Annotated in this window: 10 protein-coding genes; 7 read left to right on the top strand and 3 right to left on the bottom strand. The window is 43.9% G+C overall.

Going from position 1 to position 14,300, the window contains the following annotated elements; all coding sequences use genetic code 11:
• Positions 1 to 207: 207 nt before the first annotated feature.
• Together AB4Z29_RS07600 and AB4Z29_RS07595 are read left to right on the top strand one after the other, a co-directional pair.
• Positions 208 to 3,168, top strand: coding sequence for a family 14 glycosylhydrolase (locus AB4Z29_RS07600; protein WP_441942465.1), 2,961 nt, complete (start codon positions 208 to 210; stop codon positions 3,166 to 3,168).
• Between the two features lie 158 nt (positions 3,169 to 3,326).
• A complete protein-coding gene (locus AB4Z29_RS07595) occupies positions 3,327 to 4,796 on the top strand; it encodes a sensor histidine kinase (RefSeq protein ID WP_441942464.1) in 1,470 nt (489 codons plus the stop codon).
• On the opposite strand, the gene AB4Z29_RS07590 is transcribed toward AB4Z29_RS07595, so the two are convergent.
• Positions 4,793 to 5,380, bottom strand: a complete 588-nt coding sequence (locus AB4Z29_RS07590) for a response regulator (protein WP_441942463.1) — start codon at positions 5,378 to 5,380, stop codon at positions 4,793 to 4,795. The two genes, AB4Z29_RS07595 and AB4Z29_RS07590, sit on opposite strands and share 4 nt — an antisense overlap.
• A 221-nt stretch (positions 5,381 to 5,601) precedes the next feature.
• Here AB4Z29_RS07590 and AB4Z29_RS07585 point away from each other — a divergent pair, with 221 nt between their 5' ends.
• The 3 genes from AB4Z29_RS07585 to AB4Z29_RS07575 all read left to right on the top strand — a co-directional run bounded on the left by AB4Z29_RS07585 (position 5,602) and on the right by AB4Z29_RS07575 (position 9,570).
• Positions 5,602 to 5,832: a hypothetical protein gene (locus tag AB4Z29_RS07585; RefSeq protein ID WP_441942462.1), complete on the top strand. Its 231-nt coding sequence runs from the start codon at positions 5,602 to 5,604 to the stop codon at positions 5,830 to 5,832.
• A gap of 225 nt (positions 5,833 to 6,057) precedes the next feature.
• Positions 6,058 to 6,765 carry a TrkA C-terminal domain-containing protein gene (locus AB4Z29_RS07580; RefSeq protein WP_441942461.1) on the top strand — a complete coding sequence of 236 codons (708 nt, stop codon included), beginning with the start codon at positions 6,058 to 6,060 and terminating at the stop codon, positions 6,763 to 6,765.
• A gap of 165 nt (positions 6,766 to 6,930) precedes the next feature.
• The gene (locus AB4Z29_RS07575; RefSeq protein WP_441942460.1) at positions 6,931 to 9,570 is read left to right on the top strand and encodes a PAS domain S-box protein; all 2,640 of its coding nucleotides are present in this window, start codon (positions 6,931 to 6,933) and stop codon (positions 9,568 to 9,570) included.
• Positions 9,571 to 9,615: 45 nt separating this feature from the next.
• Here the strand turns inward: AB4Z29_RS07575 and AB4Z29_RS07570 are convergent, their stop codons facing one another.
• Together AB4Z29_RS07570 and AB4Z29_RS07565 are read right to left on the bottom strand one after the other, a co-directional pair.
• Positions 9,616 to 9,975: a GerAB/ArcD/ProY family transporter gene (locus AB4Z29_RS07570; RefSeq protein ID WP_441942459.1), complete on the bottom strand. Its 360-nt coding sequence runs from the start codon at positions 9,973 to 9,975 to the stop codon at positions 9,616 to 9,618.
• Positions 9,972 to 10,481: a spore germination protein gene (locus AB4Z29_RS07565; RefSeq protein ID WP_441942458.1), complete on the bottom strand. Its 510-nt coding sequence runs from the start codon at positions 10,479 to 10,481 to the stop codon at positions 9,972 to 9,974. Before AB4Z29_RS07565 ends, AB4Z29_RS07570 begins: the two co-directional genes overlap by 4 nt.
• 348 nt (positions 10,482 to 10,829) lie before the next feature.
• On the opposite strand from AB4Z29_RS07565, the gene AB4Z29_RS07560 reads away from it, so the two are divergent.
• Positions 10,830 to 11,732: a LysR family transcriptional regulator gene (locus tag AB4Z29_RS07560; protein WP_441942457.1), complete on the top strand. Its 903-nt coding sequence runs from the start codon at positions 10,830 to 10,832 to the stop codon at positions 11,730 to 11,732.
• A gap of 107 nt (positions 11,733 to 11,839) precedes the next feature.
• The gene (gene metE, locus AB4Z29_RS07555) at positions 11,840 to 14,128 is read left to right on the top strand and encodes a 5-methyltetrahydropteroyltriglutamate--homocysteine S-methyltransferase (protein WP_441942456.1); all 2,289 of its coding nucleotides are present in this window, start codon (positions 11,840 to 11,842) and stop codon (positions 14,126 to 14,128) included.
• The last annotated feature ends 172 nt before the right edge of the window (positions 14,129 to 14,300 follow it).

The raw sequence follows: 14,300 nt of genomic DNA, 5'->3' as shown, positions 1-14,300 counted from the left end.
GAAGCACGCGAAAACAGAGGGAGCTGGAAATCCGCATGAATTAGCCAAGCCTCTGCTTGCAACTTGAGCAGAAGTTCTATTTTGTGCAGAGTAGACAAAATATTCCACCTTTTAGTACAAGGAATTGCGTGTTCAATCGTCATGAATCCTTTTAAGATGAACTTGTAAGCGATTACGAAATTACAAGATAACGGGAGGCTGATCGTATTGAATGCAAGAAAAACGATTTGGAGGAAGGTTCGTTTATTTTTATTAAGTGCCGTGATGTTCTTATCCACCTTCTTCGGTTCCTTTACCGGAGCCGCAAGCGCAAACGTAGCCAATGATTTTCAAGCATCGGTAATGGCACCATTAACAAAAATAACCGATTGGAACGCTTTTAAGAACCAATTAATTACGCTGAAGAATAACGGGGTTTACGCTTTAACGACTGATATTTGGTGGGGTGACGTAGAAGCAGCAGGAGACAACCAATTTGATTGGAGCTATTACAAAACGTACGCGAATGCAGTCATTGAATCGGGATTGAAATGGGTGCCTATTCTATCAACGCATACCTGTGGCGGTAATCCCGGAGATGATTGCAACATACCGATTCCTTCTTGGTTATGGAGCAAAGGGACAGCCGATGAAATGAAGTATAAAAGCGAAAGCGGCTACGTCAACAATGAAGCACTTTCGCCGTTCTGGAGCGGAATCTCTACGCAGTACACTGAACTATACGCCTCATTTGCCCAAAACTTCGCAAGCTATAAGCCCGTCATCTCCAAAATCTATTTAAGCGCTGGCCCGTCAGGCGAGCTGCGCTACCCATCCTATTATAATTCCGCAGGCTGGAGCTATCCTTCACGAGGGAAGTTCCAAGTGTACACCGACACAGCAAAAGCGGCTTTCCGAACAGCCATGACGACCAAATACGGCTCCTTAACAGGGGTAAACCAAGCATGGGGGCTGCAATTAACGAATGTTAGCCAAATCAACCCGCCGTCAGACGGCGATTCCTTCTATGCTACGGGCGGTTATCAATCCAATTACGGAAAGGATTTTCTTGCATGGAACCAAAGCGTGCTTGAGAATCATCTAGGCGTCATCGGAGCGGCAGCACATTCACAGCTCGATTCGACATTCGGCGTTCGGATTGGTGCCAAAATCTCAGGCATCCATTGGCAGATGAACAACCCATCAGCCCCGCATAGCGCAGAGCATGCGGCTGGTTATTATAACTACAATGGCATTATCCAAAAATTCAAAGACAGTGATTTGGATCTAACGTTTACCGCGCTGGAGATGTACGATAGCGGTACGGCACCAGCATATTCGCAGCCTTCGACTTTGGTCGATACGGTTTCCTCGATTGCGAATGTAAAGGGCGTACGCTTGAATGGGGAAAATGCTTTGCCGACCGGCAGCTTCCAGAAGATTGAAGAACAGATCATGAAATGGAGCTACAACGGTTTTACACTGCTTCGTTTAGCAAATGTCGTTAATCAAGATGGCTCGCCTACAGGCAACCTCGCAGGCTTCAAGCAGTATGTTATCAATCATGCGGGTCCTATCGTGCAGCCAGGCGATAACCAAGTGACGATTTATTACAAGAAGGGATATGCATCACCTTATATTCATTATCGACCGACAGGTGGTACATGGACGACGGCACCTGGCCAGCCAATGCCAAATTCTGAAATATCCGGCTATTCCAAAATCACGATCGAGATTGGAGCTGCGATCCAATTAGAAGCAGTCTTCAATAATGGCAGCGGTACCTGGGACAGCAACAATATGCAGAACTATCTCTTTAACGAAGGGGTGTTCACCTACACACCGAGCACAAACGGAACCGCAGGCATGATCACAGCAGGAGCCCCGCAGGGAATAGACACGACAGCGCCAAGCATTCCCGCTAACTTAGTTTCAACAGGAAAAACCGATTCGTCTATTTCTTTAGCATGGTCGGCTTCAACAGATACCGTTGGCGTAACCGGTTATGAGATTTGGCGCGAAGGGGTAAAAGTAGGGACAACCTCCGGTACTGTATATACGCAAACCGGACTTTCGTCATCAACCGTTTACAGCTTCACGGTTAAAGCTTTTGACGCTGCAGGAAATACTTCAGACGCGAGCGCTGCTTTAAGCGTTTCGACCAATGCTGCACCAAGTACAAACACCGTAACCGTTTATTATAAAAAAGGATTTGCAACTCCCTATATCCATTACCGGCCAGTTGGAGGAACGTGGAGCACAGTGCCCGGTACGGCAATGCCAAACGCCGAAATCAGCGGTTACGCCAAGCTGACGCTCAACATTGGAACAGCAACCCAATTGGAGGCCTGCTTTAATAACGGGAGCGGTACATGGGATAGCAATCAATCACAAAACTACCTTTTCAGCACAGGTACTTGGACGTATACACCGGGTGTAAGTGGCGCAGCAGGCATGATTACGGCTGGACCAACTCAAAATCCAGATACGACTGCACCAAGCGCACCAAACAGCTTAGCTGTCACAGGTAAAACGGATTCCGCTGTTACGTTAAGCTGGACGGCATCCAACGATACAGTTGGCGTCACGGGTTACGAGCTTTGGCGTAACGGAGTCAAAGTGGCAGCGACGCCTTCCACAAGCTATACACATACTGGCCTGATTGCGGCAACTGCCTATAGCTTTTCAGTTAGAGCATATGATGCTGCAGGCAATGTCTCGGATGCCAGTAACGTCATATCCGAAACGACTAACCCAGCGGCCGCGGGGAACAGCGTCACGATTTATTACAAGAAGGGGTATGCAACGCCATATATCCACTATCGCCCTGCAGGCGGAGCCTGGACGGCTGTACCCGGCAAGCCTATGACCGATTCTGAGGTTAGCGGCTATGCCAAAATAACGATTGCTCTCGGAACAGCAACCCAGCTCGAAGCGGTGTTCAACAACGGCAGCGGCACTTGGGACAACAACAATGCGCAAAACTATCGGTTCAACGCAGGGCTTAATGTATTTATACCAAGTACGAATGGCACGCCTGGCTCTATCTCACAGCCAGCAGAATTTCCCCCAGCTAACACTGGGGGCGGTTCGCCGCTCAGTACTGCTGAAGCAAACGAAGCAATTGCCGTAAATAGACTGAATCATGTGTGTGAGTTTACTTGTAGGATCCATTTTCAATGGAAATGAATTTAGTGGTGTGGATTCATGCTTGAATTACCGATATCATATACATTGGAGGAATACGATAACGGGATCGTTATGATGCGGGATTAATCGAATAAAGGATATTTTTGCTGTAGGGCGAATACATACGTAAATATAAATATCTAGGTAGGAGGGTACTCGTGAATGTCTTCTATATACTCATGTTCTTATCATTATGGACAATGGGTATCGTTTTTCTTCGTTATAGCTTTAAACGCAATGTTTGGATTTCTTTTACCCTGATTACAGGGGGTATGGCGAGCTTTGCCTTTTCCATACATTTAACGATCATGCCTTTTATACTTCCTTATGAATGGTTAAATCCTTTCTGGAGCACCTTCGTCTTTCATCTCAGCGTAGCGGCGATGACGATCTATTTCTACTTGTTTCCGCTTGCAACAAGTATGGGCGGCTTATGGATGGGGGCTTTGAACTCTTCGAAAGTGAAGTGGATACTAAGCGTGGTGTTAGCTCTGCCGGCATTCATACTGCTAGCATTACATCTGATTCGCGAGCCATGGAACAGCTTCGACATTCGTACGTTTCGTTGGTGGAGCGGCGCTTATTTTTTTTTAGGTTACCTTTTCTATCATGCTGCTTATCTACGTGAGAAGGACCATCTCGTAAGAAGAAACAAGAAGAGGGTAGCTTTTTTATTTTCGTTCGGTACGTTATGGGCTTTTGTCTCTGATTTTATCGGCTTCCGTAAGTTAACGCTGGAGGAATGGCATTTTACTCTGGAAAGTAACGGAGCGTGGCAGCTAAATGCCGTCATCATTTTGGGTCTCGTTGCAGCTATTATCTATTATTCCGTCAAATACGGTTTTCTCGGCGTGAAACTACGATTTGAGCGCGAGAAGCTGGATTCATCCATGCGCGCCTTAACGATGGGGGTATCTATTCTAAACCATTCCATTAAAAATGAAATTCAAAAAATCGATTATTTAACGGAAAAAACGCAAAGCTTTATTCATAACGGACAGACCGAAAAGTCACTCCAATCCATCGAGCAAATTCATGCAGTAACCGCCCATCTGCTGAGCATGGTCAATCAAATCAAGGATAAGGCAGATGATATTATCATAAATGAAACACCTATTCAGCTTCAGCAGCTCTTCGCATCTGTTATCATGCCGATGCAGCCGTTGTTCGATAGGCGTGCGGTTACCATTGAATTTTCCGAAATAAATAGTGGCATTTTGAATGGAGATTCCGTTCATATCAAGGAGGTATTGTCCAATTTGCTGCAGAATGCAGTGGATGCGATGGAAAACGAGGGAGGTACGATTATACTTCGGTCAATCAAAACCAAACGAAACTTCATCATCGAGGTTAAGGATAACGGATGCGGAATACCGAAGGAGCAGCACTCCAAAATTTTCGAGCCTTTCTACACGACCAAAAAAAACACCAGCAATCATGGACTTGGTTTATCTTATTGCGCTGCGGTTATGCGAAAGCATGGCGGTCTATTATCGATCGCCGATACGGAAATCGGGGAGGGCACGACTTTCCTGCTTCAATTCCCCATGAATCGCTATACTTCCATCGAACCTGCTAGCCCTAAAGTCGCCAACGTACTTGCATCAACGCAAAAACCCGAAACCTAATCACCGCGGAAATGAGTTAGTTTGTTTTTGATGCTTTTTAGCTGTGATTTGATCGTGTTGGTTGATTTATGCAGCTTATCCGATATTTGCTGTTTACTTAGGCCTTCCTTGCGCAAATCAAAAACTTCACGTTCCATTGGCGATAACTCCATGAGTTGAATTTCACTTCGCATGATCCGTGCTGCGTCCGCATGAATCGTCGAACGGTCTTGGTGGGCTTCTCTGATCGCCCTAACAATATCCTTGTAACTTTGCTTCGTAATGTAATTAAGAGCGCCTATCTGAAATGATTTCATAATAATTTCACGTTCGGTTAAGGACGTCAGCATGATGACCTTTACTGTATCCGCGTCGATACGTGATAAAATTTCCTTCATGGCATCTAAGCCATCTAGATTATTGCCAGTTAAATTAATATCCATCAGAATAATATCAATAGATTCCCGAAGTGCCGTTTCTACAGCGGACTCCCTCGTGGAAACTACGGCAACGACCTCAATATCCTGTTCTTCCGCCAAATCCGAGCTCAAGTTCTGCTGCCAGAACGGATCATCTTCTACAAGCATAACGCGTATGCGGCTCATGTAAATCCCCTCCAACTGCAGTAGATGCATTACAGTATTAGTATAACAAACATGAAATTGATGAGGCTAGGGTGAACTTTTTTCACCCTCTTCCGTATGCCTGGGGTGAAAAAAGTTCATCCTGCACAGATTGGCGCATTAAAGGATATACTTCGAAATATAAAAGGTGAGCGGATGAGTCTTACACTTACGATGCCTTACATTTCGAGGAGATGACCAAGATGAACATCATAAATGCAATCCATTCAGAATTAAAATGGGATTTTAACAAAGCAGCCCCCATTCTAACATACATGCTGCGTAAGTTTACAATTTATAATAGAAGAACGTTTATTGGTCTTAAAGCATTTGATAAACGATCGGTTCTTTCATCTTCCGCTTCAAGAGCATCTGACTCCGTAACCAATACGGCCTCCATCAGACTCATTATAGATGAATGGTTAAATCAATAGATGCATCAACATATCATGAAATGTAAGAAGCAGCTCCGTTCATCATGTGAACATGGGCTGCTTCTTTTAGACATGTACAAACGCATTCAGATACTTTTTACATACTGATTCACGAATAGGCAACACTCGCTTTATCATGCATTCATATAGGACATAGATTCACTAAGCTCGCTCGATGGTAAGAATAATGCATGTGATGTAAATGTACGGAGAGGGGCAATCGAGATGGACTGGTTATTTATTGTGGTATATGGCGCACTTATTGGCATCGTGGTAGAAATCGCTGCTGCACTGCTTATTATGACGGGACTCGATCATAAAATTGCCCGATTTCAAGCTGTTTCCATGCTTACAGCAACTGGATTTACGACCAAAGAATCAGAGCTGGTTCTACGTCATCCTTTCCGAAGACGGATTGCTATTTTCTTAATAGTGTTCGGCGTATTTTCGTTCGCGGTTATTATTTCCTCGCTGAGCAATATTCTTGCACAGAGCTTTCGTGTATATCAGCTCGGCATTGTAACAGCTGTGCTAGCATTTGTTCTAATTGTTCTAAAAAATAAAAGAATTGCTGCCTATTTAACGCAAAAAACAGAGCATCAGTTAGAAAAAGTTTTCGAGCTTCATGAGCTTCCTATTCATGAGGTGCTCTATATCGATGAAAAGCGTGACATTTTCACAGAAATCATTATTCATGAGCGTTCTACTTTTAATGGACGCCATTTGGTGAACATTATGCAACAAACTAATGATCTTAATATCCTATTTATTCTAAGGGAAAATAAAAAGCTGCGGAAATGCGATATAAAAATCAAAGCACGCGATCATTTATATGTCTACGGGGACAAGCAGGAAATAGAGAAACTTTTCGAAGCGGAACTTGAAAACAAACAGAGGAGAATCGAGAAAGATGAAGAAATAGTCACATTGTAAAATAGCAATAGGGATCTCGTTCATATGGCTAATTGGCTAACTTCACCATATTTTCTCTCGATTCTCTGTTGAATTTCCTCTCAATTCTCTGTTGAAGTAGTATACTAGGAACTAGTAGAGAATTATGCAAAATAATAAGGGAAAATCGCGATTGGAGGCGTTAAATTGCAACATTATGTCAATCAAACAGATTTTTTCTCGCAAGCCTGCGCTTTAGCTCCAATTGGAATGGCTATGGTATCCTCAGAAGGCGCATTTCTTTATGTGAATGAAGCCGGATGTGAAATCATCGGATATACGCAGTCTGAGCTAGCGCTTTTAAACCTAACGGATATGATTGGACACGAAAAAGGTTTGAAGTTAAAGCAGGATATGAATGAAACTAAGCAGCATAATGGAATTTCATTAATTGCTAACGAAATATCATTCATTCAGAAAAACGGCAATGCCAAATGGATCGATTTGAAGCTGTCTTTCATTCGTAATGATAACAAGCATGAAACGCCATTTTTCATTGCGTATATGACTGATATTACCGATAAAAAGACAAATGAGCTGGAATGGCTTGCCATCAAAGAAGATTATGATTTAATTACGGGGAATGTACTGGATCTCATTTCTTATATCACACCGGATGGCATAACCCGGTACATTTCGCCATCTGTGCGTGATTTGCTCGGATACGAGCCGAAAGAGCTGATAGGCAAAACGAATTTCGAGCTTTACCATCCAGATGATTTTCAAATGCTGAAATCCTCAACCCTATCGGATACAGACGTGCTGACATACAGGGTTCGTCATCAAGATGGCCGATATATATGGTTTGAGACAACTTACAAAACCGTAAAGGATGAATTGGGCAACGTTCAGAAGCTCATCGGTATTGGCCGTGATATAACCAATCGCAAGAATCATGAAGATAGCTTGGCAGCCGCGCAAAATATTGCCATGCTTGGAAGCTGGGAATGGGACATTACGAAGCAACTGTTTACGATGTCCGAGCATTGCTATAAAATATTCAATTTGGATACGAAGCAACCTATACAAAGAGAAGAGCTTGTCTCACTTATTCATCCCGACGATCAGAATAAATATAGAACGGCTTTCGAAGAAGCATTGGAAGGATTGCCATTCAATCATGAATTCCGGCATATACAGGCAGACGGCAAGATTAAATTTTTGAATATACGTGTCGCAGTCAATTTTGACGACAATGGGAATCCGATTAAAATGCTGGGTACAACCCAGGATATAAGCGACCGTAAGAGAGTTGAGCTGAATCTGGAAGAAAGCGTGCAGCGGTACACATCCCTGAAAAAATACAATCATGATGCCATCATTTCCATAGATCTGAACGGAAAAATTATAAATGGCAACCCGGTAGCAGAGCAGTTGACCGGCTATCCAGTTAAACAGCTAATCGGATTGAGCATTTCCACCGTAATCGGTATGGAAAATTATAAATCGCTGCTTTCCGATTCTAAGGATTATACGATCGTTGAACGAAACATAGACAAGATCAGCCACAGCAATGGGCACTCTGTTGAAGTATTAGCAACCGTAGCGCCGATTATTGTCAATAAAGGGCTTGTAGGCTATTACCTTATCATGAAGGATATTACGGAGCAGAAAAAGCTGCTCATTGCAAAAGAAACAGCCGAAAAAATGAATAAGGCCAAAAGTGAATTTCTAGCGATGATGAGCCATGAAATTCGTACCCCAATGAATGGGGTCATTGGTATGACTGACTTATTGCTCCAGACGACAGAGCTTGATGAGCAGCAGCTGGAGTATGTCTCTATCATTAGCAAAAGCGGCGAAACATTGCTCAGGCTTATCAATGATATTTTGGACCTGTCCAAAATAGAGTCAGGCAAGACTGAACTGCAAGTCGAGCCTTTTCAAATAAGAGAAAGCATTGCCGAAACGCTTGATCTGCTTACGCATAAGGCACTGGAGAAAAATTTGGAATTGATCATTAACGTAAATCCAAATGTTCCTGAAGTTGTCATAGGCGATCCAAATCGAATGAGACAGGTTTTAATTAATTTAATTGGCAATGCCATTAAGTTTACCTATTCTGGCGGCGTTACCATAACAGTTCAGTGCTTATCATCTGATTTCAACCAGGTGCGATGTCAATTTACGGTGTCAGATACAGGGATCGGTATTCCGCTAGCAAGACATCATCAATTATTTGACCCTTTCTACCAACTCGAACATTTCATGACTCGGAAACAGGAGGGCAGCGGGCTTGGACTCGCAATTAGCAAACGGCTTGTTGAGCTTATGCATGGTGAGATATGGGTGGAGTCCGCTGAAGAAAAAGGTGCCACATTTCATTTTACAGTCGTGCTCCAGGTTGAAAATAACCATGCTGCTTTACATCCAGACAGCAAAAACAACATAGTCGATTCCGATCTGCGCTCCATTAAGGTGTTAATAGCCGAAGATAATGAAGTGAACCAGCTAGTGTTAACAAGGATGCTTGATAAATTGGGAATTGTTTCGGTAAAAACCGCTTTAAACGGGAATGAGGTTATTCAAGCGGTTGCCTATGAGACTTTCGATATCATTTTCATGGACATTGAGATGCCTGAGATGAATGGTGTTGAAGCGACCCGTGTACTGAGGGATACGTTAGAGTCTAAGAAGTGTCCTTATATCATTGCTGTTACTGCCAATGCGTTATTAGGAGATCGGGAGAAATATCTGCAATCGGGGATGGACGATTACATTAGCAAGCCGCTTACGTTTGATAGCATCACTGAAGTACTAAAGAAGTTCAACACGCTGCGGGCATAACAGCTTTATGATTCAGAAGAAGGCTCCTAGCTGGAGCCTTCTTTCTTATTTTCTTCCTGATTGCAGCTTCCTCCCGTTTTTGTTCTTAATGAGTGTGATCACAAATAAGCAAGGGACTAGCAAAATGATAAATCCTAAACCGATGTTCGCATATATACTGGTTAATAAACGGATATGTTCTAAATCCTTGATTAGGCATTCAGCGACAACAAACAAGCCCAGAATCGTAATAAGGCTGTATTTGGGTTTTATTCGAAACGCAAGTTTGAGACTGCGGCAAGCTGCCCATATACTCAAAGAGATATTCGCAACCATTTTGATCAGCCATATGGAGAGCGCTATGGATTTGTTGTTCCTTAAGATCATAGCTAGTTGAATTAAGCAAGACTTTGGGGATAACTTCAAAATGAAAGGATCGTTAACTCTTTCACAATAAGATTCGGTGAGTTTAATTGCATCCGAATGAGATGTATGTTCGTATCCAAATCTTCAACGAAACCGATTTTTGGACCCAGAACACTGAATTCATTTTCAGTTTCGTTGCTTTTCCGAATGCCTTTGTCACTGACTAGAGGAATTAACGCACAGGTATCCGTATTTTCATCCCAGCGGATGATTGCGTAACCTTTGAACAATTTGGATTGGATAACGTCAAAGCAATCCGTAATTTCGATATCATCGATAGGGAAAATAGATCTCAGATCAGACAATTCACGTATATTTGATGCGCTATCAGGCGATTGAAGGACGGTGCTGAAAAGCTGCTGCAGGCGATTATCGTCAATTAACGTACTGTAATAGTTCATGTACAGCGGCGGATCGGTTATGGACAAACGATGGGATTTAAAGTCACTGGATCGCTTGGAGAGCTCGATCAGCTCCTCAAGGCCAGATGCAGATTTAATGGTCATTGTCGGTTTCCTTGGGTTGTGCGTTACTATTTAACAGCGTATGCATGGGGTACAATCCTCCAGCCTTTTTTCGTTGCAAGGATATCTCCTAAAGCATCTCAAATCATGTTAACAATTATACAGATATGTTAGACATTATTTTGAGATTACCCGGACTTGTTGCTCCCAAGGACAAGCATGATACAATAATAGTAAGCAATTTGCGGTAGAAGTATGAACAAATTAGTAATGGTACAACAATGCTGGCTGTTGCTTTCGAAATGGCAGCTTAATTGAGCCATTCCAAGCCATTCCAACTCACAGCATCTGCATAAAGAGTCTATATTTCTAATTGAGAGGAGCATACCCTTGACGTTACAGCAATTAAAATATGTGATCGAAGTCGCTAACCGCGGCTCGATCAACGAAGCCGCTAAGCGTCTGTTTATTTCGCAGCCCAGCCTCTCCAACGCCATAAAGGACCTAGAGGAAGAGCTGCAGCTGGATATTTTTGACCGATCCAACAAGGGGATCTCCTTGTCCAAGGAAGGCGTGGAATTTTTAAGCTATGCCAGACAAGTTGTCGAACAAGCCGARCTGCTGGAGAGCCGCTATTTGAACGCAAAGCCCTCGCCTCAGCATTTCTCGGTGTCAACTCAGCATTATGCTTTTGCGGTTAACGCGTTCGTTAGCTTGATCAGAGAATACGGCCATGATGAATATGAATTGACGCTGCGCGAGACAAAAACCTACGAAATTATAGAGGACGTCAAAAGCTTGCGCAGCGAAATCGGTATTTTATATTTGAATGAGTTCAACGGAAAGGTCATAAATAAGCTGCTCAAAACGGCAAATTTGCAATTTACCAGCCTATTTCAAGCCAAGCCTCATATTTTTATCAGCATCAAAAATCCGCTTGCCCAGCAATCCATGGTTACGATTGAGCAGCTTCAGGATTACCCTTATCTTTCCTTTGACCAAGGCGAATACAATTCCTTTCATTTCTCGGAGGAAATTCTAAGCACGATGTCGCATAAAAAGAGCATTCGCGTGAATGACCGGGCAACGCTCTTTAATTTATTGATAGGCTTGAACGGGTATACCATATCAACAGGCGTGCTAAGCAAAGACCTGAACGGAAACGAAATTATTCCCGTGCCTTTGGACTGCGAAGAGTCGATTAACGTCGGGTGGATTTCCCAGAAAAATGCGACTCTCTCCAAGCTTGGCGCTGCTTATATTGATGCATTGATTTCGGCTACCTCCTACTAACTCTCTGGTATAGCTTACGGCTATAACTAGATATAGTTTAATACAGTTACACTATATCCACTCAACCATGTTATCTTTCTAGTAACAAGTTGCAGAGGAGCTTTCATATGACAAAAAGCAGTGTACTCGGATACCCCCGTATTGGTGCGGATAGAGAATGGAAAAAAGCGCTTGAAGCCTTTTGGTCAGGCAAACTGGAGGAAGCAGACTTTGTCCTTCAGCTGCAAGAGATTCGTTTGAGCCACCTACGCAAGCAAAAAGAAAAAGGTATTGATCTGATTGCTGTCAATGATTTCAGCTATTATGATCACATTCTGGATACGGCCGCAATGTTCGGCATTATTCCAAAACGGTTTACATATAACGGCGGTGTCGTGCCTTTGTCTCTCTATTATGGCATTGCACGCGGTACGAAGGATGCTACCGCAAGCGAAATGACCAAATGGTTCAACACGAACTACCACTATATTGTTCCTGAGTTTGATGGTGCAGTGCCAACCCTTACCGAGAACAAACCGCTGCAAGCCTACCGCGAAGCCAAAGAGAAGCTGGGCATTGAAGGAAAACCGGTCATTGTTGGACCGCTTACCTTCCTAAAGCTGTCCAAAGGCTACGATAAAGCCGAAACGGATGCTTGGTTAGACCGTTTGATTCCGCTTTATGTGCAAATCCTGCAGGAGCTGGCTGCCGAAGGCGTGCAATGGGTTCAAATCGATGAACCGATTCTGGTAACGAAAGCATCGCAAGAGGATCTTAACAGACTTAAAAGCATCTATGCCGCATTCTCGGCTGCAGTACCCAATTTGAACATTATGCTTCAAACCTATTTTGAATCCGTTGACCATTATCAAGACATCGTTGCGCTTCCTGTGAAAGGCATCGGTTTGGATTTCGTTCACGGCTTGTCAGCCAATCTTGCTTCCATTCAAAAGCTAGGCTTCCCGGCAGATAAAGTGCTTGGCGCCGGTGTTATTGACGGCCGAGGAATTTGGAAAGCATCGCTTAACGAGAAGCTTGCTCTGATCAATCAGCTTTCCCGAGTGGTTGACTCCGATCGCTTGATCATTCAATCTTCGAGCAGCCTGCTGCACGTTCCTGTAACCGTGAAGAGCGAGCAGAAGCTGTCTAAAGAACTGAATAACGCTCTCGCCTTTGCCGATGAAAAGCTTGATGAGCTTGTACTTCTTACAAAAGCGGTATCTCAAGGCTCAGGCAGCTATGCGGCAGAGCTGGAAGAAAACGAACGCTCCGTTCAAGCCCTGAAGCAATCTGGTGAAAGAAACCGCAATGACATTCAGCAAGCAGTCGCTTCAATCAGTTCGAAGCAGCCCGTTCGCAGCCTGCCATTCGAGAAGCGTCATGCTGTTCAAGAGCAAAAGTGGCAATTGCCGATATTCCCTACAACAACGATCGGCAGCTTCCCGCAATCCGCCGAGGTACGCAAAGCCCGTCAGCAATGGCGTAAAGGCGAGTGGAACAATGAGCAATATGCACAGTTCATTCGCGATCAAATTGACATCTGGATCAAGCTGCAAGAGGAAATTGGTCTTGACGTTCTCGTACACGGTGAATTCGAGCGGACTGACATGGTTGAATTTTTCGGTGAGAAGCTTGCAGGCTTTGCTTTCACACAGTTTGGATGGGTACAGTCTTACGGCTCGCGCTGCGTGAAACCGCCCATTATTTATGGCGATGTAGCATTCGAAGAGGCGATGACCGTTGAAGAAACGCAATATGCACAATCTAAAACTGCACGTCCTGTTAAAGGCATGCTTACAGGCCCGATTACCATTATGAACTGGTCTTTCGTGCGAGACGATATTTCACGCGAGCAGATTGCTTACCAGCTCGCATATGCTCTTCGTCAAGAGGTCGAAGCGCTTGAGCAAGCAGGAATTGGCATGATTCAAGTCGATGAGCCAGCTGTACGCGAAGGCTTGCCGCTGAAAGAGGAAGACCAAGCCAATTATTTGGCATGGGCGGTCAAAGCTTTCCGTATGACGACCTGCACCGTTCAAGATACAACGCAAATTCATACCCATATGTGCTATTGCGAGTTCCATGACATGATTGGATCGATCGAGGATATGGATGCCGACGTCATCTCGATTGAAACGTCGCGGAGCCACGGCGAGCTGATCCAGAGCTTCGAGCTTAACACGTATAAGCTGGGAATCGGTCTTGGCGTATACGATATCCATAGTCCTCGCGTACCTCATGTTAATGAGATGACTAGCATGATTGATCGTGCTTTGCGCGTTCTGGATCCGAAGCTGTTCTGGATTAACCCGGATTGCGGACTTAAAACACGCGGCTACGAAGAAACGGTTGCTTCTCTCAAAAACATGGTCGAAGCAACGGAGCTGGCTCGTGCAAAACATGCACTGTCCGTATAATGATTAGCTTTATGGCTGTCTCAATCGTCCTTAACATGGGCGGGAGACAGCCATTTTTTTGTCCCCTAAGCCATTCTTTTGCTTCTGAACAACATATAAAGTAGACAGATCAACCGATTCGTTTGAGAACATAAAGGGTATCTTAGGATAAGCATGCTTTGCAACCCATATT

Origin of the sequence: Paenibacillus sp. 2TAB23, assembly GCF_052115165.1 — a bacterium.
In the GTDB taxonomy this organism is placed as follows: Bacteria; Bacillota; Bacilli; order Paenibacillales; family Paenibacillaceae; genus Pristimantibacillus.
This window is presented reverse-complemented; position numbering and strand designations above follow the sequence as displayed.